This is a genomic window from Paenibacillus sp. FSL R5-0345, assembly GCF_000758585.1.
Lineage (GTDB): Bacteria > Bacillota > Bacilli > Paenibacillales > Paenibacillaceae > Paenibacillus_AQ.
The window spans coordinates 5,772,190-5,797,328 of record NZ_CP009281.1; the positions used below are offsets into that span (position 1 = coordinate 5,772,190).

General features: G+C 41.7%; 17 protein-coding genes. 2 read left to right on the forward strand and 15 right to left on the reverse strand.

Annotated features, from left to right (window positions below):
* Window positions 1–58: 58 nt before the first annotated feature.
* The 15 genes from R50345_RS25360 to R50345_RS25430 all read right to left on the reverse strand — a co-directional run bounded on the left by R50345_RS25360 (window position 59) and on the right by R50345_RS25430 (window position 23,225).
* The gene (locus tag R50345_RS25360) at window positions 59–1,597 is read right to left on the reverse strand and encodes a response regulator (protein WP_042130963.1); all 1,539 of its coding nucleotides are present in this window, start codon (window positions 1,595–1,597) and stop codon (window positions 59–61) included.
* A gap of 15 nt (window positions 1,598–1,612) precedes the next feature.
* Window positions 1,613–3,418, reverse strand: a complete 1,806-nt coding sequence (locus tag R50345_RS25365; RefSeq protein ID WP_042132473.1) for a sensor histidine kinase — start codon at window positions 3,416–3,418, stop codon at window positions 1,613–1,615.
* 25 nt (window positions 3,419–3,443) lie between these two features.
* A complete protein-coding gene (locus R50345_RS25370) occupies window positions 3,444–4,976 on the reverse strand; it encodes a response regulator transcription factor (RefSeq protein WP_042130964.1) in 1,533 nt (510 codons plus the stop codon).
* Window positions 4,977–5,183: 207 nt separating this feature from the next.
* Entirely contained in the window at window positions 5,184–6,236 is a 1,053-nt protein-coding gene (locus R50345_RS25375) for a bifunctional transcriptional activator/DNA repair enzyme AdaA (protein WP_042130965.1), read from the reverse strand.
* Window positions 6,237–6,243: 7 nt separating this feature from the next.
* Window positions 6,244–7,032 carry an isocitrate lyase/PEP mutase family protein gene (locus R50345_RS25380; RefSeq protein ID WP_042130966.1) on the reverse strand — a complete coding sequence of 263 codons (789 nt, stop codon included), beginning with the start codon at window positions 7,030–7,032 and terminating at the stop codon, window positions 6,244–6,246.
* Between the two features lie 199 nt (window positions 7,033–7,231).
* Window positions 7,232–8,158, reverse strand: coding sequence for an EamA family transporter (locus R50345_RS25385; RefSeq protein ID WP_042132474.1), 927 nt, complete (start codon window positions 8,156–8,158; stop codon window positions 7,232–7,234).
* Between the two features lie 223 nt (window positions 8,159–8,381).
* Entirely contained in the window at window positions 8,382–8,954 is a 573-nt protein-coding gene (locus tag R50345_RS25390; RefSeq protein ID WP_042130967.1) for an S-layer homology domain-containing protein, read from the reverse strand.
* A 67-nt stretch (window positions 8,955–9,021) separates the two neighbouring features.
* Window positions 9,022–10,839 (reverse strand): FAD-dependent oxidoreductase, encoded by a 1,818-nt coding sequence (locus R50345_RS25395; protein ID WP_042130968.1) that lies wholly within the window; start codon window positions 10,837–10,839, stop codon window positions 9,022–9,024.
* A 145-nt stretch (window positions 10,840–10,984) separates the two neighbouring features.
* On the reverse strand, window positions 10,985–12,259 hold the full coding sequence (locus R50345_RS25400) for a MerR family transcriptional regulator (RefSeq protein WP_042130969.1): 1,275 nt from the start codon (window positions 12,257–12,259) through the stop codon (window positions 10,985–10,987).
* A gap of 198 nt (window positions 12,260–12,457) precedes the next feature.
* Entirely contained in the window at window positions 12,458–15,145 is a 2,688-nt protein-coding gene (locus R50345_RS25405) for a copper amine oxidase N-terminal domain-containing protein (protein ID WP_052414738.1), read from the reverse strand.
* A 212-nt stretch (window positions 15,146–15,357) separates the two neighbouring features.
* Window positions 15,358–17,427 carry an iron ABC transporter permease gene (locus R50345_RS25410; RefSeq protein WP_442950198.1) on the reverse strand — a complete coding sequence of 690 codons (2,070 nt, stop codon included), beginning with the start codon at window positions 17,425–17,427 and terminating at the stop codon, window positions 15,358–15,360.
* Window positions 17,424–18,446, reverse strand: coding sequence for an ABC transporter substrate-binding protein (locus R50345_RS25415; protein ID WP_042130970.1), 1,023 nt, complete (start codon window positions 18,444–18,446; stop codon window positions 17,424–17,426). The genes R50345_RS25410 and R50345_RS25415 overlap by 4 nt, the downstream gene beginning before the upstream one ends.
* Window positions 18,447–18,640: 194 nt before the next feature.
* A complete protein-coding gene (gene licT / locus R50345_RS25420) occupies window positions 18,641–19,480 on the reverse strand; it encodes a BglG family transcription antiterminator LicT (protein WP_042130971.1) in 840 nt (279 codons plus the stop codon).
* A gap of 279 nt (window positions 19,481–19,759) precedes the next feature.
* Window positions 19,760–21,604: a beta-glucoside-specific PTS transporter subunit IIABC gene (locus R50345_RS25425; RefSeq protein ID WP_042130972.1), complete on the reverse strand. Its 1,845-nt coding sequence runs from the start codon at window positions 21,602–21,604 to the stop codon at window positions 19,760–19,762.
* A 208-nt stretch (window positions 21,605–21,812) separates the two neighbouring features.
* Window positions 21,813–23,225 carry a glycoside hydrolase family 1 protein gene (locus R50345_RS25430; protein ID WP_042130973.1) on the reverse strand — a complete coding sequence of 471 codons (1,413 nt, stop codon included), beginning with the start codon at window positions 23,223–23,225 and terminating at the stop codon, window positions 21,813–21,815.
* A 113-nt stretch (window positions 23,226–23,338) separates the two neighbouring features.
* Here R50345_RS25430 and R50345_RS25435 point away from each other — a divergent pair, with 113 nt between their 5' ends.
* Both R50345_RS25435 and R50345_RS25440 read left to right on the forward strand, forming a co-directional pair.
* Window positions 23,339–24,307 carry a LacI family DNA-binding transcriptional regulator gene (locus R50345_RS25435; protein ID WP_042130974.1) on the forward strand — a complete coding sequence of 323 codons (969 nt, stop codon included), beginning with the start codon at window positions 23,339–23,341 and terminating at the stop codon, window positions 24,305–24,307.
* A gap of 330 nt (window positions 24,308–24,637) precedes the next feature.
* Window positions 24,638–25,135, forward strand: coding sequence for a DedA family protein (locus tag R50345_RS25440; protein WP_042130975.1), 498 nt, complete (start codon window positions 24,638–24,640; stop codon window positions 25,133–25,135).
* Window positions 25,136–25,139 lie beyond the last annotated feature (4 nt).

The following is a 25,139-nucleotide window of genomic DNA, read 5'->3' on the forward strand; positions in this document are numbered from 1 at the left end:
ATAGAGGTGATGATGCCATTGATAATACGCCAGAACTAAAGGTATACCCCCAAAAAGTTTAGGTATTCGCATGTTTAAATTCATTAGGGCTCATCTTCATCTTTTTTTCAAATTGTTTGAGAAACTGACTGTAATTGGAATATCCTACTTTCTCGGCGATCTCACTGTTTTTGAGCTTATTGTGTTGAAGTAAACGTGCAGATTCCTTAATCCGGAGGTCATGCAACTGCTCATTAAAATGAATGCCATTCTTCTTGATCAATAATTGTCCCAGATACACTGGATGCAGGAAGAATACCTCCGACAGCTTTTTAATTGTAAGATTTTCGTGATAATGCGCTTCAATATAGTTGTTGATTTCCTGTACAATCCCCTGTGATTTTTGGCTTTGTTCTTTTAGAAGAATATCAATACTTGCCTCACCACATGATAAAAGATTACGCATTAAATCGTTCAACTTCATCATCGAGTCCCGCATTTCGGGGATTGTTATTTGGGTTAACAGGGAGGATACTTGAACTTCACTAGCTTTCGAAGTAAACTCAACGATCTTATACATAATATGAATAACGATCTTCTTCACAACCTCAGGAGCAATGCGCATCTCACGAAAACTGCGAGAGGCTAAGCCCACAGCTTGTTTAAATCCTTTTATGTCCAGTGTGTTAATGGGTCTCATTAAGTCATCCATCAGTTGAATTTGATCATAGTGATAGCTGAACTGACTATCTTTGGTTCCTTGATAGGTCAAGAATCCTGAATGATCCGAATTATAAAAATAATACATTAGCGCTTCTTTCGCCGTTCGGTAGCTATTCGCTATTTGAAGCAAAGAGCCCACGCTATCCCCTACTGCAATATACATGGCTTGCTTAGGGTGTTCATTCAGCAAGGGAGCTACTGCATGATATATTGCAGCACCCTCATCAGACTCCGAAGGATAGCCGTATACGATTCCAAAGCAATAAGCCTCCAGATCGATCAGAAACATCGATTCCGTATTCGTTAGGAGAGCTACTGCTTTCTCTCTGATTTCCGTATACATCGTTGGGTCTGTCTGTAGTAAACAAATATTCCAAAGGCTTTTGTCTTCCGATAGACGTGTAAGTACTGTAAAGTCTGACTTATCTTCTGCCTTCTCATTCAATATGCTCTTAAGAAGAGAGACAACCTCCTCTGAGTTTGCCATTTGATTTAAGCTTCGCTTCTGAGTTTCCTGTTCTAATTCCCGATATATCTCCTTCAATTCTTCTGACGCCTCTTCTTCGAATAGCGGCTTCATCAGATAATGGTTAATGCCATAACGTATAGCTGTCTTAGCATATTCAAACTCACTATAACCGCTTAGTATGGCAAACTTAATCGGTTTAGTCTCCTCTTGCTGCCAGGCGGAAACCATTTCCAGACCATTCATTAGCGGCATATTTACATCGGTAATGACAAGATCCGGCAGTAGCTGCTTTATTAACTGTAAGCCCTCTTTGCCATTACTGGAGGTTCCACATACTTCAAAGCCAAGCGCCTGCCAGTCTATCCATAGCTGCATCCCTTCAAGAGCACTAGGCTCATCATCGATCAACAATACTTTGTATTTCATAGGCTCCCTCACCTTCTAGCTATTTTTTCGTTCCAGGAGCTTTAGCGGAATGCCAAACGCGACAACAGTTCCTTCATTTGGGACACTGCTAATTTCAAAGCGAACCTGATCTTCATAATATAGCTCCAGTCTGCGATACACGTTGCGGATTCCGATATTCGTTCCTGAGGACGCTTCTTCATTTTGAACATTAAATAAAATCTCTTTAAGCTGGCTTGGTTCGATCCCTTTACCGTTATCTGAAATCGTAACTTGCAAACGACTATCCTCGATTTCCGTCTTTACTTTAATGATACCGAGTCCTTCTATGGCCTGCAGGCCATGCTTACAGGAATTTTCTACTAAAGGCTGCATGCTTAGCTTTGGAATTTTATATTGCAGCGACTGCTCATCGATCTCAAATTGATAATCAAATTTATCTCTGAACCGGAATTTTTCTATTTTCAGATACATCTCAATGAACGTCATTTCTTCTTCCAATGTAACGAGATCTTCTTTCCAGCTAAGTAGTCTTCTGAGCAACTTGGATAAACTCTTAATGATGTCTGTAACGTCCGAATAATTATTTTTGGTACAGACCACTAAAATGGCATTTAAAGTATTGAAGAGAAAATGGGGATTCATCTGACTTTGCAAAAAATTCAGTTCAGCCCTTACTCTTTCCATCTCCAGGTTATTCTTTTGAATCTCTAGTTTGTATACGTCGTTAATTAGAGAATTAATTTTAGTGGTCATTCTATTAAAGTTGTGAATCAAGTCACCAATCTCATCTTGTCCTTCATCGATTTGAATAAGATCGAATTTCTCATTCGTTACTTTCTGCATATGCCTAGACAACCGTTTCACCCGATAATTGTAGGATCTTAACATCACATATAAAAAGGCGGTTGTGAGCAAGGTGACAATGGACGCCAAAATACCCGCATAAATTCGAATCTCCAGAATCGCCTGAGCAATACGCTCCCCCTGCGTAACCCCTATAATTCGCCAGCTTTTTATATAACTAGCTCCGCCAACGGGTACAATATGTATGTCTTCCTTGCGCTCATCATCCTGAAGCTCGAATACAGGATAAGGATCCTTCGCACCTCTCTGATAACCGCTCTGAGCAGACATAATGATTTCATCCTGCCCGTTAACCAGGTAAAGACTCAAATAATCCTTTTCTCTAATTATAATGTCATATATTTTACTGAGATCCAGGTCAATTCTAAGCAGCTTCTCATAGGTATTTAGTGAGCTGTATACATCCATTCGTTCAATTACACTTAAATAGGGGGCATTAGAAGCCACATTAGGCGCTGCGCTCATTTGATAAGCAGCAAGAAACATATGTTTATTCGCAGTACTGAACTGCTTATACCACTCACTTTCCCTTACCTTGTCCGTGATGACCTGATAGTTACTACCAGAAAAAATGGAGTCATTATTCGTAAATACAGTAATTCGTTCAAGCTGATTGTTAACTGGCATATAACTGTTCATCCGATCTCGAAGTTGTTCGTCGAAGGTGTCATAAAATTCGATCAAGCTCCCATACCTCCGCTCTAGCAATTCATACAGATTCTTATCGGAGGACAGCGTATAGCTAACTGCTACTCCACCCTCAATGAAATCCTGAATATCCTTTCTGGCCCTCTCTAAAGAGATTTCTAAGTTTTGCTGTTCTCTGGATTTGATCAAATCGGAAATCCGATCCAAAAAAACAAGGTTGATAATAATGATAGGGAGAAGCACACCTATAATATAAATGAGGGAAAATTTATAGTTCAGTGGAATGTCATTGACTACTTTTCTAAATCTGAATTTTTTTCTCTCCATACGAAACACCTTGCTTCCCTTAGAGCTATTGGTTTTTATTTTCATTTTTATAGACGGATGGGACTACCCCTACAATCAGCTTGAACTTGTCTATAAAATAGTCTGTATTTGAAAATCCCACCTGCACCGCAATATCCGATATTTTCAGCTGCGTTCGCTTAAGCAGACTTTTGGCTTCCTCAATCCTTTTGGCATTTAAATATTCACTAAAGCCCTGACCCGTTTGTTTCCTGAAAAGCTGTCCCAAATAGGTAGAATTGATATGAAATTGCCGTGCTAAATCCTGAAGCTTCAATTTATTCCGAAATTCACGATCCACATACTGAATCACCTTGTAAATCGTATTTTGTTCATTCTGCTGCTCTAATTCAGATAAATAGACCGTCGCCAGCATAGAAAGACTTTGAACATAGCGGCTTAATGCAAAATAATCATTTAACTCCCCTAAATTTCCATATTCTTGCTGAATCTTTATCATCATCGTATCTGGAGTACCATTCATTTGGGCTATAAGTGTACAAATTGTAAGCTCCAAATGAGCCACTTGGGCTTGCACGATTTCAATCGTCAATAGATTCTCTACGAAAAAAGCAAACGTTTCTTTTACACATGGCTGTATCTGTTCTATATCGTTTGCCAGGACCTTATCCAGCAGCAGTTTGAAGTGATCCTCATGGTGTTCATTCTTCTTTAGAGCCCTAAGCCCACAATAATAAAAAACCCCCTTCTTCTGCTGATGTGTCTTGCGTTTCCATACATCAAGCGCCTGCATATAAATTTCTCGAATCGAACACACGCCTACCCCCCTAGTGCTAATCGCCAGGAGTACCGGCTCATGTGATTGTTCAGCAAAATCCGAACGAATCTGGTTGACGATAGCATCCAGACTCTCATTCCCAATAGAAGCAGACTCAAGAATAATCCCTGTTCTTCCCGATCGATCTTGAAAGAAATGTATACTTTCCTGAGGAAAGTAGTCGACAGTTCGTGGAAGAAATGGATTCAAAGATGTGGCTGGTTCGATAAGAATACACATTAATTCTGCATTCGCTTGAAGCTTCAACGTGCTCTGGGTTAGAAGCTCTAAATTTTCGTTGCACTCACCTTGAATTAGACGGTTGATAATATTGTTTACGATAAAAAATTGCTTCTTATCAAGCTCTTCATTGGAAGCGATTTCATTTCGAATCATAGGCGTAATCCTGCTTAATAATGACTCTATTTCTTCATCATCAATAGGCTTTAATAAATAGTCGTTCACTCGTTGTTGCAATGCCGTGTGTGCATATTTAAAATCATTATATCCGGTCAATACCACAAATTTTGGAGGCTTAGGCATCAATTCATTCAGCTTTGTGATAAGCTCGAGACCATTAATAACCGGCATATTAATGTCCGTTAAGACCAATTCCGGTTTATATTCTTGAATAAGTCTCATCGCTTCTGAACCATTACGGGCTTCCCCGCACACTTCAAAGCCATATTTTTCCCAATCAATCATCGTTCTCAGCCCTTCAAGTACCCAGGGCTCATCATCCACGATCATAACCTTCAGCATGATGTTCGCTCCAATCTCCTTAAGATAAGGCTGTGCTTTCTTATGAAAATATATATTATGCTATCACAATTGGATATTGTTGTGATAGCATAAATTTTCCTTCTTTTGCTTGAACTAGTGCTTTTTTCACTTAATAAAACAATAAAAAACGATGTATCCAGACTTTCAGACACATCGAATTCAATCCATTTTTAGTTGATATACGCCCTACAAACTAATGGTTTTCTCATGTTTGATTAACCATTCTTTTCTTGCAATACCGCCGCCATAGCCTCCTAATTCACCGTTACTATTGATCACTCGATGACATGGAACCAAGATCGATAATTGATTCGCTCCATTAGCCCTTGCTACAGCGCGGCAAGCCGAAGGGTGATTTATATTCTCTGCAAGCTCCTTGTACGAAACCGTTTGACCTATAGGAATTCCTCGTAGTTGATTCCATACATTTTGCTGAAAATCAGATCCAAGATAACGAATCGGCGTTCTGAATTCTATAAGTTTTCCTTCGAAATAAAGATTTAATTCCTCTTCAATTTGCTCTAGCACAGCAACCTTTTCAGGCAAAATCGTTGCATTTAAGCGGGTGCGTAATTTCTTGATTTCATTCTCAAGTCCCTTTCGGTCTACAAACTCCAGCAGTAAAAGGTACTCTTCCTCTGCGATCGCAAGCATAGACCCTAATATCGTTTCTATCCAGGTACAGTGCAGCACTTTAATCTGCTTGGAGTGATTCGGGACGGTGCCCATCGTTCGTGAAAAGGCATCCCTAAATCCATTACTCGAATCGTACCCGCTATCCAGTTGTGCGTTAATGATAGAATCCCCATTCCTGATATGTTTGAATGCCAGTCCTAAACGTCTAGAACGTGCATATTCAATAAAGGTCATTCCGAATTGCTTCTTAAATTGTCTGCGTGCAGTATTTGCACTAATTGACAGCTCATCAAAATCTTTATCTGTCCATTTCCTTTCCGGGTTACGCTCTATAGCTTCAACAAGAAGCTTTACTTCTGAGGACATTTTCGTGGGATTGGACAAAGGCTGGCATCTTTTACACGGTCTATATGAAGCTAACAAGGCTTCTTTGGCTGTTGCGAAAAACTCACAATTTTCTTTATAAGGCTTTTTAGCCGGACAAGTTGGCCTGCACATGATGCCTGTTGTTTTTACGCCGACAAAAAATACACCTTCATAATTGGAGTTTTTTTCGACTAACATCTCATAATATTTATCGATTTGCTGTTTATTCGTGATCATAATGTCGTTAGCTCATTTCTGAATAATGTGCGGGTGGCTGCAGAATGGACCGGGCATCGTCTTGAAGATGATGCATTGCTTGAAAGTAACTATATGGACCATAGCTAATTCTTTTTACGCCAAGCTCCTGCAATTCAGCATTAGAAATCATACCATCCATCACCATAACATTTACAGGCAGTGGCGACTTTTGCACAAATTGTTCTATCAAACTTTGCTCAGTCAACCCCGGAATAAAAATCGCGTCTGCCCCAGCCTCAGCATAAGCATAGGTACGTTCTATAGCTTCATTTACTAGACCCAGCGAATGCTTCGTTTTTTTGAAAAAGAGATCGGTTCTGGCGTTAATAAATACGTTCTTCTGAAGCTTGGCTGCTACTTGCTGTATCGTTTGAATTCGCTGACTCTGCTCCTTGATTGCCCATAATTCATCGTCCGGATGATTCACCTTTTGATCCTCAAAATTGATCCCGCAGATGCCTAATTGGAATAATTGTTCCATGTTATTGGCTAAGGACTCTTCATCTACAGCATACCCACCCTCAATATCTACCGTCAATGGTACAGATACATGTTCTGCTATTCTCGAAACAGACCACAGTAGCTGCTCAAATGAGAGCTGTTCGCCATCCGAATACCCCCATGCATCCGCCATTGCAAAGCTGCTTGTGGCTATAGCCTTTGAACCGGCTTTTTCTATCGCTTTGGCCGAAGCTACATCCCAACAGTTATATAGCATTAGCGGTTTCTGTTGATTGTGCAGAGATTTAAAACAGTCATAGTCAATTCTGTTCATCAGTGGTCATCTCCATTAAATAGAATAGCACCACTATATAATAGGCATTGATCCGTCATACCAGAAAAATTAACACCAATCTTTTTTTGTACAAGCATAAACGCTTTCGGTGATATACACACTTATATTTTTAAAAAAAGCACCGAGGAATGATCTCATCCTGTAAGGACATGATTCAAACCTCGATGCCAGTTTGCACTTAAAGCTCTATTTTACGTAGTGGTTGTTTAGGGGATGGTTTGGGTGACTTTTTCCCTGTTCGCATCGGGATGATTTGTGGTGCCGCAATTCCAATTAGAACGACGAAAATTCCAACCCAGCGAAGCAAAGATACATCTTCTTGCAAAACTAATACGGAGGCGACTACAGCTGCCGGCAACTCCGCCGCACCAAGAATCGTTCCCAGGCCTGAGCCCAGTTTCGGAACACCAATAGAAAAGAAGAGTACAGGAATAACTATACCAAGCAGCCCTAAAGGAAGACCATACTTCCAAAGACCATCTGTAAGTGCTCCGTCATAAATAAAGGAAGGCGAAAAAACAACCATAATAATAATCATTGCACTTGTAGTCATATACAAGCTTTTATTCACTGCAGGTACCTGCGTAGCCACTCTACCACTAACAAAAATATAGAAAGCAAAAGACACCGCAGACATCAGACCGAAAACAATACCACTCGTAGTCATTTCGCCTACACTAGGTTCTAGAATCCCCCCAGCTAGTATGGTTCCTATCAGAAGGATAACCATCGAAATTATTTTCTCTCGACTAGGCCACTTTCTATCTACAATCGCCTCCAGAATCACACCAATCCAAGTAAATTGGAATAAGAGCACGATCGCAATCGAAGCAGGTAATTGTTCAACGGCAAACCCATAGAAAATACCCGTCATACTAATGGTAATCCCCGCGCCTAATAACGAAGCACCTACCTTTAACCCGAGTTTTTTTCGGGAAAATAACACAACTAACAAGAGCAGCATGCACCATCCAAAAAAGTATTGCGACCCAACCAGTTGCTGCATTCTAAAGCCATCATTCATTCCAAGCTTAACGATCGTGGAGAGCGATCCATAACTACATGCACCTACAAATACTAGTAAAGCATATTTGAGTAACTTCATATTCATCGTAATCTTCTTTCCTTTCTGTTGAACCTTCCTATTGGACCGTCCAAATCACATAATAAAGCCCCTTGTCATCGAAATGACAAGGGGCGACTGAAACCAAAGAATACATCTTTGACAAAATTCCGCCACTCCATCCACTGGATAGAGTTTGGTTTATTTACTTATAACAACACGAATTATAATATGATAAATCACACAGGGTGTCAACTTGAAATGTTTACATTAACTGAAACAACCGATACACAATTACTGCTGCCTGAGCCCGAGTAGCATGTGCTTTAGGTGCAAAGCTGTCCTTGCCAACCCCTTGAATGATGTTTGCACCACTCATAGATTGAACAGCCTCTAGCGCATAGCCCGAAATACCAGATGCATCTGTGAAAAGAGCTGGCTCTCCCCATCCTGTTACCGGAAGCTTGGCGAATTGTGCCGCACGATAAGCCATCAATGCCATTTCCTCACGGCTGATGGATTCATTGGCGCCAAAGGTTCCATCCGGTCTGCCCTGAACAATACCGAGCTTCGCGGCGGCAGCAACGGAGCTATAGTACCAGTCATTCAGCCCAACATCCTGGAATGTACTTACTGCGTTGACATCATCCAGTTCTAGAGCAAGCATCAACATCTTCAGGAACTGTGCCCGAGTTACATCCAACTGTGGCCCGAAGGTATGATCTCCTATGCCCAGCAGGATTTCTCTGGCGGCAAGAGCTTGAATACTATGTTGTGCCCAGCCTAGTCCAGCTATATCATTAAAGGTGTAACAATAAAAAGGCAAAAACCACTTCATCAAGCCCTTTGCTCCATGAAGGTTTTTTGCCTTATTGTTTATTGAATTCTATTTATCTGCACAAGATTCATTTTCCATCGACAACTGCTTTGGCAGCATGTTCTCCGCTCAGTCGACCGCTAGTTAAGGCATATTGCACAGCACTACCGGTCATGTACACTTGATTGTACAAATAGCGATTGGCTGCTTCTCCGCCTGCGTAAAGATTGTTAATGATAGATCCATCTTCTTTTACAACCCTATAGTTCTCGTCAATTTTCAAGCCGCCAAAAGTCCCCATCGTTCTAGGGTAATTCTTAATCGCATAGAAAGGTCCTTTGTTCACTGCAACAAGCGTTGCCGATTCTTTTCCAAAAGCATCTTTGCCTGAAGTGACGCCTGCATTGAAAGTATCCATTGTTGTTACTAGTGCATCTCCAGGTAGCTGCATGGCAGAAGATAATTCTGCAATAGTATTTCCAGTAGCAATCTCATCACTTGGAAGCTTAGCTTCCAGTGTTTTAATCACTTCCGCATTAGCAACACTAGAATCGAGAACCACCCACACTTGTTCATTCTTAGCTGCCTTATTTGTTACAAGGGCGTAATGGCTATTTTCATTCATGTAACGCTCGCCCTTTTCATTCACATATACCTTCGTTGTATCCCACTCTAGGGCACTCAAGCCAGGAATACGAGCAGTCATCCCTAAACCGATGATCCATGGGTCTTCATAAAGAGCAGCTCCTAATTTCTCTGCCATAAGAATTCCATCCCCTGTACTACCTGCACCTGCTGCACTGATATCCATGTTCTCAACAAATTCTGGCAAGAACTCCTTCATTAATTCCTCACTCTTAGCAAAACCACCCGAAGCAATGATCACCTTTTTAGCATGAACGATCAGCTTGCTTTCAGCATTCTCAGCCGTAACTCCGATCACATCGCCTTTATCATTCGTGATTAGCTCGGTAGCTTTGGTCTCCGTAAGGATGTCGATTCCTTTATCCCTAAGTGTCTTTTCCATATTTGCGATTAAGCTTGCTCCACCTGCTTCAGGAAAATGAAGACGAGCTACAGGATCAACGCCATAACCTTGTACAGTTGCATATTTATGATTCATGGTATCTACTAACCATTCTGTCGTATCTACAGCAGCATCCATAAAAGTACGCACCCGATCGTAATCTGGATACTTACTCTCTGGATTACTTGTGCTTTGACGTTCCTTCCACAGCTCTAACCATGACTCTGGTAAGTCTTCAATGCCTTGCTCTTTTTGAAAACGAGTGCCCGTTGCCCCGATTGCTCCACCAGACAAAGCTGTTGAACCACCTAGCGTTGCTAATTTTTCTAATACGATAACTTTGGCACCATTCTCAAAAGCGGATCCAGCCGCAGCAAGCCCTGTACCGCCTCCACCAATAATGACAACATCAGTGGTTAACTCCGTTGCCTTTTGCTCCTTAGCATCCGTTACAGCTGCCACCTTAAGCGCCTCTACATCTCCACCCGCTTGTTTGACGCAATCCTCCACTGCAGTAAGAATTGCCTTCGAGGAGTTCGTTGCACCAGATACAGCATCAACAGCCAATGTCTGTCTCTCAACAATTTGCTGCGGAATACGTTCGAACGGCGTATCACTAAGACCTTTGGTTTCACTTTGTTCCTTCACTACAACTGAGACGATCGATTGCTCGTCGAACACAACTTCAACCGTCACATCGCCATTGTTACCAGCGGCTGTCGCCGTATATGTCCCTGCTTTATATATAGCAGAAGATGAGGTGGTATCTGACTTGGCACTATTGGTAGTCTCTGAAGCAGATGGTGAACACGCCGCTAAACTTAGCAGCAATACAAGACCTAATAACAACAAGCTTACCCTTTTCAAATTCCTTTTCATTCTTGTTCCCCCTTGATCTATAAGCACGTAATGATTACTACCCTGAGTGTAAATTCTGGGGTCATCACCACGTCAAGGGAACTTTGTGAAAAAAAGCACATTAAAAATCACGAAAAAAAGAAAAGTATGGGGTTAACCCAATATTTTAGGAAATCAAATTTTGTCTTCTTTTCCGCTCAAATTCGTTCGCAGGTGAAATGTTATCGATCTGACTTTTTTTCCTGCCCGCATACAGCATTAGATATTGTTCTTTATCATTCATATCAATATAGGGGTTATTCTCAAGAACCGGACCGATTTCTGCAACCTCTAGCTGTGAAAAATACAAAGCATCCAATCTTTCCAATATTCTATTTTTATTAAAGTAATCTCTTAATTCAAGCGGAATGTTTATGAAGTCCTTGCTTTTCGTTCCGATATGAGGATAGGCACCCGTGAGAAGACCCTCTTCTTTTAAAAACGGCGATACAATATCTAATAGGGATTTATTCGTTGATTTAGCGTATATTCTGCTCATCCAATGATCGATGATGATATCCATAGAGGATTCTGCAATCGGTAATTGATCCATGGCACAGCAGAAAAAGATGAAGTTACTATGCTCATGCTGTTGCACTAAATTATCCTTCACACTCGTTATTCTGTCCTTGTCATGACAAATAAGCACATAAGTGCAGCCTTTAGGCAGGTAATCAATATACTGCATTAGAAATCTACCCACACAATTATCTAACTCCATGATATATTTAGGGCTATTTCCGTGGTTTAAAATATAGTCGATGATCGTATGAGTTCCGTTATACATAAAATTCACAAACTTCGGCGAAGTCACCTCGAGGAATTTTTTCTTCGAAGGGATCTCAATCTTTTTCCTTACCGCCTTCTTATCGATGTAGATTCCATCTTCTATCACAGCAATGTAACCGCATTCACAATGAACAGTAGCTTCGATCAGCATACTTTTTTCTACAATCCCGTCACTGATCTCCAAAGCTTGCTTGCAACAAGGGCAATATAATAATCCTGTAGAGGACAGAGGAAATCCCAGTCTTTTCTTTTCACTGATTCCATACCTTTTCAACTCATTGATTCGATCTTTCAGGAGGAAGTCAATCTCCTTACATCTTTGCTGTTCTTTCAGATTCTGCTCTTTTTTTCGCTCCAGTAAGGATAAATAGAAATCTCTGAACTCATCTGTCTTTTCACCGCCAATGCGATTGAAGCATAAAATCTCCTGAATTTCAGTCAGCGAAAAATCCAACTGCTTCAGCATCGTAATTTTTTCGATATCACAGCTATCTTCTTCACTAAATTTATACTGCCAGCCCTGTTTTTCAGCAACTAGAAGGCCCATATCTATATAATGGCGAATGGTATCTTGCGTCACGTTATTCTTTTTGGAGAATTCACCAATTTTCATTTTTCTTTGCTCCTTTTTAGTCATATGAGGTACAAGATTTCAGGATCGTAACATAATTAATTGTGAAAAATAGCACAAACTTCTCGGTTACTACTATATCATGAAACTCAAGGAAATTATGTACATAAAACAAAAGCCTGACCATTAGTGGCCAGGCTAAAAGAGCTAAAAGTCTCATTCCAATTCCATATCGTACGTTTAATCTCTTCCGTCACGCCCTGAGCTTAATTCAAACTCCTCCGTTGAATTTGAAAGACCGCCATTCTGCATACCGCTATTATTGGCTACAGCAAGAATATACACCTTATACTTAATACCTTTAACAATTGAATTGCCGTTAACATCCCTTATCGCAGTGAATGTTGAAGGATTCGTCCCGTTAGGGGTTACCGACGAATAATAGGAGGAATTCACCGCAAGTGCATCCGCCGTACCAAACCCTTGTTTAGACGGAACCACCAATACTCGGTATTCTGAGATGTTGGATTCATTGGCTGATTTGTCGAAACTGATCAGGATTCTACCATTGTCTTCTCTATACGTTACATTTGTTACAGAGATCACCGGACTTTTATTCGCAGATAACGTAATGGCTGATGATTCCCCGGAAATTGCATTTGGACCCGCATAATTTCCGTTGCCGGCAGATAATACATACACTTTATAACTAATTCCAGCCTTTATTAAATTACCACGTACGTCTCTGGCGGAAGAATCTAATACTTGACTGGTACTGCTGCCCGATGTGCTTACCGAGGTGTAATTAGCACTGGATACATTATTTGCATCAGACAGGCTAAAACTGCTGTAATCAGACGTAGGTACCACCATAATCCGGTATTGGTTGATGTAAGTTTCATCTGTGGCGTGGTTAAACGATACCTGCAAATCCCGGCCGTCGCCGTAGTCATTAACATCGCTAACATTCAAGTTTGTAACAGCCTTTAGGCTGGAATTATTAAACAATGTAACTATCGGTGAAGCGGAAGAGAGCTCATTAGAATCCGAATAACCTCCGCTTCCAACAGATAACACATACACTCTATAGCTACTCCCACTCTTAATCAGATCACCGAGAACATCTCTAGTTGACGAATACAAGACCTGATTTGTAGAAGACCCACTTGTACTAACAGCTGTATAGTTGCCACTTACTACATTATTAGCTGCGTATAAATCAAAACTGCCATAATATGACGTTGGAACTACCATAATTCGGTACTGACTGATATAGGTTTCGTCCGTTGCATGAGTAAATGACACTCTCAAATCTCGGCCATCTCCATAATCATAAACATCGCTGACACTGAGGTTATAGACTGTGCTCACACTGGAATCATAAATTAATGTAATTACTGATGAAGCATTCGAAAGAACATTCCCTCCTGAATTTTTTCCGCTTCCAATAGATAAGATATATACTTTGTAGCTGACTCCATTCTTTATCAAAGCTCCACGTACATCTCTGGCTGACGAGCTCAATGTTAGGCTGGTTGAAGTACCATTTGTACTAGCCGCTGTATAGTTGGCATTTGTTACATTATTGGCTTCGGCTAAACTAAAGCTGCTGTAATATGACGTTGGAACCACCATGATCCGGTACTGGCTAATATAGGTTTCGTCCGTCGCATGAGTAAATGACACCCTTAAATCTCGGCCATCATTATAGTTGCTAACGTCGCTGACAGTTAAGTTAGAGACACCTATGTTGGTCAGTGTTATTGCAGAGGAAACAGAAGACAATACATTATTAGCTGCATTGCTGTTATCCATCGCCATAACAAACACTCTATAGATTACGCCTGTTTTAAGAAGTGCTCCGTCTGTATCTCTGGATGCTGAAGATAAAATTTGAGTGATATTATTCCCTGTCTTACTGACTAGCGTGCTGTTCGCACTAGATACATTATTGGCTGTGGTTAAATTAAAATTCGAATAATTATTACCTTTAACAACGAATATCCGATAAGAACTTATCTTCGACTCATCTGACAGCTTATTGAAGCTGACCGATAAATCTCTTCCATCCCCATAATCACTTATATCATTTACTTGTACATTATTTATTGCTGTTACAGTCTTATTCACTAGTGTTATAGAGGAGGACCCAATAGAAAGTGCACTGGTATTACTTCCTTTGCCAACCGTCAAGACATACGCCACATACGCTTGATTATTCTTAATTGAATCACCATCAACAGTCCTCGAAATGGATGTTAATTTAATCGAAGGATTTGTGCCTGTCGGTAATACCGTAGAATAATTGTAAGAGGCTACCGCTTGTGCGGATGACAGGTTGAGAATATTCCCTGACTTCACAATCAGAACACGGTAATGATCTACTAGAGATTCATTAACTGCTCGTGTGAAGCTAACCTGAAGATCCCGACCGTCACCATAATCACTCACATCCTGCGCTACTATGTTAGATACTGGTCCAGCGTTTCCAACATTCGAGGCAGAAGTCGTTATAGTTACAACTTGCGTCTTAGGGTTCCATCCCACTTCATGGCCCAGCGCTTCACTGACGAACCTTGTTGGGACCATCGTTCTCCCCTTCAGATTTAAACCAGGCACGTCTAGCGTTACAGCCTTATTGTTAATGGTGGCTGTCTTTGAGCCAATCTTTAACATAATCGTTGTATTATCTTTAGTCGCAGTTACAGTTTGTGCCTTTTGATCCCACTTGATGGAGGCATTAAAGGCCTCAAAAATAGCCCGCAGCGGTACCATCGTCCGCCCGTTCACCATTACCGGTGCTTGATCTGTAGACAATCGAACACCGTCAATAATAATACTGATCGGAGTAGCAGCCTTCACTGAAGATTGAAACATCATCGGAAAGGCTACTAAAACCACTAAAATTGAAATCCATAACTTTTTCACAAATCCACCCTCCTGGAATGACGAATACATTTTTTACCTACTTATTTGACGCCTCTAAGTATATAAAAGTTTCATGATTTATAGGTTACAAAAAAATAATCTTCCCCATCAGTCCATGATGGAAGACGGGGTATGCGCTCAGAGAAAAAAGAGAGAGCGGTATTACCACACTCTCTCCTTCCAGTACTCAAATTATTTAGCTTGGCGAAGATTTACAATTTTCTAACCTGTGATCTATACATTAGAAATAGGAAATACGGAGCTCCGATCAACATAATAATAAGGCCTGATGGGATTTCTTTCGGTGCCATTATGGTTCTTCCCAGCGTATCCGCAATCACGAGCATCAATCCGCCAAGTAATCCTGACAGAACAATAGATCGTCTTGTGTGATGCCCAATCATCATCCGTACCGCATGCGGCGCCATAAGTCCGAGGAACCCAATGGTTCCTACACTTGCAACGGCTCCCGCTGCAAGCATCACACCGATAATCATCGCCCAAAGTCGAGTTCCGCGAACGGGCAGACCCAAACCTGTTGAACTCTCATCTCCAAATGCTAATAAATCGAATCTGCGTCCTAAATAATAAGCCATTGGAACAAGTACAATCAAAAAGATAAACAAGCTATTAAATTGATTCCAGCTTCGTCCGTAAGTCGAACCCGTTAACCAAATTAAGGAGCTGCTGCTCCATAAACTTCCCTTAACGATCATAACCTGTATTCCCGCAGAGGCAATGGCTGATACAGCGATTCCAAGCAGAATAAGGACCGATGGATTCAAGGCTCTACGCCATGCCATAACAAACACAAAGGCTGCAGCTAGAGCACCACCCGCAATTGCTGCAATGGGGACCGCTATTACCGTCAGTGCCGGAAAAGCGATCATCACAGTTAGCGCCCCCAATCCAGCACCCGAGGTCACACCAATAATGGAGGCATCGGCCAGCGGATTTCGGACAGCGCTTTGAATCAAGACACCGCTAATGGCAAGCGCTATACCGCCGCCAGCCGCAACAAGTGTACGCGGAAGTCGTAAATTCAACAGGACGGAATACGATCCATCTCCGCTGTGGACAAGACTGCTCAACAAATCCCTGATCGGTATTCTCGTTCCCCCAAGTGACAAACTCACAAGGATAACAACAATGAGCAGGACGGTCATAAATATGACCGTGGGAACAAAGCGCATCCGAAGCGCTGTTCCGCCTATATTCATAGATGACTGACCAGAGCCTGAACCTGAGATATTTTTCATCTTGGTGAGGACTAGCCAAATGAGCCAAGGCGCTCCAATGATCGCCATAACTGCCCCAACTGGCATCTCCCCTACACTGCTACGAACCACGCGCGCAAGCGTATCCGCTGCCGTAATGAGCAGGGCTCCCCACAACGCACTTGCAGGAATGAGCAGGTGGTGCTTTCGAATACCACTAAGCCGAACCAGATGAGGAGCCACTAGACCAACAAATCCGATCGGACCGACCACGCTGACCACGACCGCAGCCAATAATACAGATAAACCTAGACCTAAACCCCGTGCCAATCCAACACGTTGCCCAAGCGAGCGGGCAGTGGATTCATCAAGCTCCAGCGCATCAAATTGTCTACCTGCGAGCATAGCTGCTATAAGCAATGGAATTACAAACGGCCAGGCATACTTAACACCGTCCCAATCTAGCTGTATCAATGAGCCTGAGCCCCATAAGAATAGGTTTTGTGTTTCGTTCTTGTTAAAAATATGTAGGGCCGATGTAAAAGCTCCGAGAACCATAGACACAATCATACCTGATAATGCCAATCGGACAGGCGTAGCCCCTTTACCACCGCTCAACAAATAAGCGGCTAATGCGGCAAGCAGTCCCCCTGCTACTGCAAGCAAGAATGGGAACTGATGCTGCAAAGCTGGAAAAGTAACCATTCCAAGGACAACCATAAAATAAGCTCCGGCATTAATCCCTAATGTATCTGAGGAAGCCAGCGGATTCTTCGTTATCGTTTGCAGTAATGCTCCAGCCGCAGCCAGGGCGGCCCCAGCCAGTAGGCCTATCACCGTACGCGGCATCCGGATATCCCAGAGCAGATTATGTTCCATCACATCCTGGCGATTCAGCAATCCCTCCAACACCGTAGCTGCAGGGATTTTGGCTTCACCGAAGCCTAGGCTTAGAATGGACAGAACAAAGAGGGCGGCAAGGCCGCCCCCAAATATTACAATGATACGCCAGATCATTCCACTCGAGGCTTCTTTTCTGCTCTTCCCGTTCATAAAAGCACTCATTTCGTTAATGTATTTATAACTTCATCCACGATAACTTTGGAGGAGATCGGACCGCCGAAAACCCAAGTAGTACTGCTCAAACCGAAAGTACGATTCTCTTTCACAAAGTTAAGGCCGTTCCACACGGAATTATCCTTCAGCTCTTTCGTGAAAATATTATCATCCTTCTGGACGATATACATCAGGTTAGTATCCTGAACAGCCGGCAATGCTTCAACCGTTGATGTAGTGAAGCCGTAAGCTTCGAATTTTTCGGGTTTCCAGTCGTTCTTCAAACCAATCCGCTCCAATGTTTGTACAGCAAGTGAGTTATCTGTAAAAAGACGCAATGTTGCTGCATTCTGGTAGCTGTAAGCTTGCGTCAGCACGTAATTCAAGCCTTCTTTACCTGCTTCAGCCAGCTTTGCCTTCGCTTCCGCATAATGTGCATCCAGGTCAGCAAGAACCTTGTCGCCTTCCGCGGTTTTACCTACAGCCGCTGCAATCGTTTTGAAAGTATCTTCCATCAACGTATACTGATTGCCTTGTCCTTCTTCCGGATACAGACCGAAAATCAGTGTTGGAGCGATGCCTTTTAATTGATCATAAATTCCTTCGTGTCCACCCGTATTCGCAATAATCAAATCTGGTTTTAATGAAGCAATGGTCTCTAGATCCGGCTCGTCGCGTGAACCAACATCCGTTACGCTTGCATCGAGTGGTACTTCAGAAGTTACATATAACTTGTAGTTTTCGTTATCGGCGTTCCCCACCGGCTGCATTCCGAGCGCAATAATATCTTCTGTAAATGTCCATTCCAGAACTACAACCTTTTGCGCAGGTTTATCCAACTTAACCTCGCCTTTAGAATCTTTTAATACGATCGGACCGCTTGTAGATTCACTACTTGCATTTTCAGAAGCTGGTTTGTCATTTGCTCCCGCGTTCGATGTTGAATTATTCTTTTGGCTAGTACCACAGCCAGATACTACCAATATGATAGCAATAACCATAAATAAACTAATTAACCTTTTGTGCATCCTCTTTATCCCCCTGTATGTACCGCTCGAAGTTATATTCTATGATAATTGTTATCATTCTACTGATAATGATTATCATAGAGAACATAATAGTTATCTTATACGTGATTCCGCTGAAAGTCAAAGTTAAAATTTTATATTCTCTAAAAAAAATCCTAATAAATCAAGGGCTTCCTTGATCATTAGGATGTTTGCTACTCCATTTTTTGGTTGGTAATTCTTTCAATGTGTATGGTGAGATACAACATTTCATCATTTGTTAATTCACGATTGTATGTTTTATCAATATAGATTTTTATTTTTTCAACACTGGCGAAAGCATCTTTGTATTGCTCCTTCACTAAATTAAATAAGCCATTCTCATTATCCGGCGGCGGTGTACCGTTGATGAGACGTTGGGCAAAAAATTTCAAGTGAGTGATAAACCGGTAATAAGAGAGGGACTCCTCATCGTATTCTAGTCTGAAATGATGCTTCACAATATTTAATATATCATTCATTATCTTCGTAATATTCACCATATTGGGCATCTCTTCATTTAATTCAGCATTCACCAGATGGAGAGCAATATGTCCTGCCTCATCCTCGGGAAGCCTAACGCCGAACTTTGAGTGAATAATTTGAAGTGCAGCTTTCCCAACCTCGTATTCTTCCTTATAGAACTTTTTAATTTCCCAAAGCATAGCGTTTTTAATCTTCATTCCTTTTGAGAATCGCTCCAACGCAAAGCTGATATGATCGGTCAGACTAACATAGATGCTATCGTCCAACATTTTACCGAGTTGCAGTTTGGCAAAGTTGATAATCTCTTCTGAAAGCTCCATATGCTCTATTGGAATCTCGGAAAGAAGCGTTTTTAGCTTATCTGATAGTTTTTGATTGTTTAACGTAAATATTTTTTCAATTTTGTCTTCTTCTAAGATGTCTCCTCGTTTTTTCTTAAAAGCAAGGCCTCTCCCCATGATTACCAATTCAATATTTTGATCATCTATGACGGTAACTACATTATTGTTTAATATTTTTTCAATCTGCATGCTACAACTCCTTGTACCAAAAATTAAAAAAGGCAAAACCAAAAGTAACCATTAAACAAATGGCTTAACTTCGGGTTTTGCCTGCACGACCAGTAACAATCCACAATTATTAATTTATAAAAATCATACCATGGACTTATTTAATCGACAAGCATCTAGCAATCCTTTCCATTATGCGCAACTAGCTATATTTTTATTATGTTTTTCATAAAAAAATCGACCTCTCAGCATCCATACTAAGAGATCGATTTCGTTTTAATTCTTATGGCCTGCCACTAATCAAACTACTACCGTCAACAAATCTTCGCCCGGTGTGATCGCTGCTTTTTTAGTGCCAATAACGTCACTATAGTTAGCTGTATTGGTAATAATGATCGGTGTTGTACTTTGATAGCCTTCATTTTTAATTTGCTCGAGATCGAATTCAATCAGTAGGTCACCCTGTTTAACAGTTGCTCCTTCTTCCACCTTCACATCAAAGTATTTACCCTTTAACTTCACAGTTTCTATACCGATATGAATCAGAACTTCAACGCCATCATCCGATACGACTGCAATACAATGACCTGTTCTAAAAATGGTGGATACAACCCCGCTTACTGGGGAGTACAGCTTACCTTCTGAAGGTTCAATTGCCATCCCCTTGCCCATTGCTTCAGAAGCAAATGCAGCATCATCTACGGAGGATAATGGGATTACGTTACCGGCAAGAGGGCTTGCAACCGTTGTACTTTTCACAGCGTGAGGCAGAATAACCTCATTGTTCTCAGAACTCGTTGTTTCTTCCTCAGCGATCACTTTCTTTTTGTCTTCAAAACCAAAGAACATCGTAATCACCGTAGCCAATATAATCGTCCCAAGAGCTATGATCGCTTGAATAGCCAAAGGTGAGAATGCAGGAAGACTTAATACGCTAACAAATGCGAATACTTCCATTTTTACACCAGCAAGACCCGACATCGCTCCACCTAGACCACCGGCAATAGATACATAAATAAAAGTCCGTTTGTAACGTGTCAGCAATCCGTAAATAATAGGTTCAGTTACGCCTGAGAGCGCGCCAGGTAAAAAGGTACTTCCGGCCAATGTTTTCAACTTTTTGTCTTTTGTTTTCAAGAAAATACCTAAGGCAACACCAAGTTGAGCGAAAATAGCCATACCTGCCATTGCATAGATCGGATCTCCACCCTTAGCAATGTTTTCAAGAATAATCGGAACGAGTCCCCAGTGCAAACCGAGCACGGTCAGGTACGTCCAGGAAATCCCCACAATTGCACCCGTAATAATACCACTCTTACTGCTGAGGAACACAATAGCGTCTCCGATTAAGTTCCCTACATTCACTCCAAACGGTCCGAAAACCAAAATGGTTAAAGGAACAATTAACATCAAACATAACATAGGTACCAAGAACAATTGTAAATCCTTGTGTATAAACTTTCTTAGCTGCTTATCTAATAAAGCATATATACAGATAGCGATGAAAATCGGAAAAACGCTCGATGAATAATCCGACATTACTAAAGGAATACCTAGAAAATGTGGAGATTCAATACTGGCTAATCCCGTAATATTTGGTTCGAGTAAAGCCGCACCGATAGCGCCCCCTACGTAAGCATTTACACCAAGTCTAATCGATAACGTAATGCCTAGGAAAATTGGCAGAAAGTAAAACACGGCATTACTAGCGCCGGCTAGTACTTTGTAAGTCTCTCCATCCGCTGCTAAAACATTTAACGAAGTCAGTACAGTTAATAGCGCTTTCAACATACCCGCACCCGCTAAGGCACCAATTAAAGGCGAGAAGCTTCTAGAAATCACATCAAAAATCAGGGTTCCTATAGGTTTCTTAACCGTATTATCGCCAGAATTACTACTAGGGGATATGGATTTGCTTATCTCTTTATAAACATCAGCAACATGGGTACCCACAATAACTTGGAATTGTCCCCCTTTGCTAACTGCACCAATAATCCCTTCCATTTTATCCAGCTTTTCTTTATCAACTTTCTGTTCATTATTAAGCGTGAATCTTAGTCGAGTAGCACAGTGAATTACGTTGTTAATATTTTTCTCTCCACCGACAGATTGAATGATGTCTTTACCCAGCTGTTCATAACTCATTATCCTACACCCCTTTGGTAACCGATATATTAATCAATCGAGAAGGAATGAACGCAAAAAAACCTAAATCACATTTATGCACGAGAGAGAAATCTCCCGTAAACATAAATGAAACTTAGGTTTTGCCTGCTATGCAGTAGCAATCCTGATATCCGATTAATTGTTATTTACAAATTAACATGTTCAATTCATGATGTCAACCGACATCCTAGAACAGGTTCTGTCCATTTGATTCAATCACTTCTTTGTACCAGTGGAAGGACTTCTTCCGGTATCGTTCAAGAGTACCTGAACCATCATCATGACGGTCCACATAAATGAAGCCATAACGTTTCTTTAGTTCGGCGCTCGTTGCGCTAACCAAGTCGATGCAGCCCCAGCTTGTATAGCCCATGACTTCCACTCCGTCGGCAATAGCCTCCGCGACCTGAACCAGATGATCTCGTAAATAATTGATCCGATAGTCGTCGTTTATTACCTTTTCGCCGTTCCCATCTACTACCAGCTGATCGACAGCGCCAAGACCATTTTCCACGATAAACAGCGGTTTCTGATATCGGTCGTAGAACATATTCATAACATAACGCAAGCCTTGTGGGTCGATCTGCCAGCCCCATTCGCTCGCTTCCAGATACGGATTAGGCACCCCACCCAGCAGGTTCCCTTCTCCTCTGATCTGTTTCTCTGGATCAGCCGTTTCACAAGTGCTCATATAGTAACTGAACGATATGAAATCCACAGTATGCTTCAGAATCTCTTCGTCCCCTGGCTCAAAATGAATGTGAATCCCATTTTCTTTGAAGAACCGCTTCATATAGCCAGGGTAATACCCTCTAGCATGAACATCCGCAAAGAACATATTTTTGTGATCACTTTGCATTACCTTGATCAAATCGTCCGGATGCGGAGTGAGAGGATAAATCGGCATGCTAAGCACCATACACCCTATTTGGAAGTCTGGATTAATCTCATGTCCGATCTTCACAGCCAGAGCACTTGCTACGAACTCATGATGAATAGCTTGATACAGATCCTGCTTACTCAATTTCTCTAACGGCGTATTGATCCCGCCACTCATAAATGGAAACTCAAGAATGGAGTTAATCTCGTTAAAGGTCAGCCAATATTTAACCTTGTTCTTGTAACGATTATATATCGTTCTTACATAGCGCTCGTAAAAATCCACCATCTTACGGTTAACCCATCCATCATATTCTCTTGCCAGATGTAGCGGAGTTTCATAATGGGAGATAGTCACCAGTGGCTCGATGCCGTATTTATGACACTCATCGAATAGGTCGTCGTAAAACTGCAGACCATTTTCATTGGGCTCCAGCTCGTCCCCTTTCGGAAAAATCCGGGACCAGGCAATAGACGTCCGGAACACTTTAAAGCCCATTTCCGCGAACAGCTTAATATCTTCTTTATATCGGTGATAGAAATCGATTCCCACCAGCTTCATATTATCGTCAGTAGGAACCTCTGTAGGCGCAGACTTAATCCCCTTCGGCATAACATCTTGGGTGGACCATCCTTTACCATCCTCCTGATACGCCCCTTCAAGCTGATTGGCTGCTACAGCACCGCCCCATAAGAATCCTTTTGGAAATTGCAATTCCATATTTTTTCCCGCCTTTGCTATTGTGATAGTATAGGATTACTGCTCTAATTCGAATCCTAAACCTTGGAACGCGTTACATGTCAAGTATTATTCATGTGAAGGAGAACAAACCGATGTCCACTCTTGACGAAATTGCTAAGCTATCGGGCTTTTCCAAAGCCACGGTGTCCCGCGTCCTGAGCCAATCGCCTCATGTTAGCAAGGAGACTCGTGAGAAAATTCTCGCCATTATGAAGGAAACGGATTATGTTCCTAACCGAAATGCCATTTCTTTATCCAAAGGTCAGACGCAGCAAATCGGCATGATCACCATGGACTTAAACGAGCTTATTCTGAGCTTTATGAACAGCTTCGTCGAAATCTCCGGTCGTTACGGATACCAGACGATTATTTATACTACCGGTGGGGATAAGCAAAAGGAGCTTCAGGCTTTTGAGGATCTCAAAATGAAACGAGTCGACGCCCTGCTCATCCTGACCTCCGTTAACGAACAGAATGTCATCTCTTCCTACTGCAAATACGGACCCATCGTATCCTGGCAGCGCATGGACCATCCTGATATACCGTCCGTTGCCATGAACCAATATGATGGATACGCACTCGCTTTGGAGCATTTGATAGCGCGGGGTTATAAGCGTATCGCTAATGCCTTCGGCCGTCCCAGCAGCATTAATACCCAAAGCAGACGCCTGGCCTATGAGCACATCATGACCAAATATAATCTTCCCGTTGTCGAGAATTGGTATTACTCTACGATTTACAGCATCCACGACGGAGAGCAGTTACTGCGCACCCTTATGGATGAAACAGACCGGCCGGACGCGATTTTGTGCTCCAATGATTTGGTCGCGGCGGGCATTCTCAGCGAAGCACGCAGGCAGAAATTGGACGTGCCCAGGGATCTCGCCATCGTTGGTTTTGATCATTCAGAGCTGTCGCGAACCCTTGGAATCACCACCATTCTGAATCCGATTGCGGGACAGGCAGAGAACGCTTTTCTTCTGCTGGCTCCAGTGCTACTTGGGCGGGAGATGGAACTGCAGCCACTGTCGTTTCAACTAATTCAACGGGAGACAACCTAGTTTGCCCATTGTTATAGTATTACCCGGGTGTATGAAAATAAAAAAGTCCTGATTGATCAAAAGTTTCTTGATCATCAGGACTTTTTTGTATAAATACTAATATTTTGAATATCTACTCTCACCATCCATCTACTGAGAATTATTCACCTTGATAATCCAGACGAGACATTTTTATGATCTAGGAACACTTCGCTTTGCTTATCCCGGATAAACATCATCTTCATAGGATTCCCATACACCTCTTCAGGATTTCTTTAGAATTCTCACCACTAAATCCTCAGAATTTTTCGTTAAGATTTCTGTATTGAACTGAGCGAAAGAGGTGTCATATTGGCCAGTAATACGATCTTAGAGCTAATCAATCAGTATGGATATCTGATTTTTTATCTTGCTTTCACTCTAGGACCTTTTGGAATTCCAATCCCTAATGAAATTACAATCCTCACCGGAGCAACCCTGAGCCATATGGAGGTAATTAATTCATGGATGACTTACTTCTGCATTTTATCAGGGCTATTAACAGCCTTTACACTTGCTTATCTTGCAGGTAAATTCTCCGGTCAAAAACTGAAGAACAGATTCCAGCAGAATAGACATTTACAAAAAGCAGAGCAGATCTTGAAAAAATACGGAAATATGGCTATGTACATTGGCATGTTTATCCCAGTTGTACGATATATCATCCCTCTATTAATCGGACTAAGCGGTACAAGTTATAGACGATTTGCTCTTATTTCTTATACCAGTGCTTTAGGTTGGACCTTAATGTTTTTCTCGGCAGGTACGTACTTCGGGGATCACATTCTATCAAATTTATTCAATCCCTAATTTC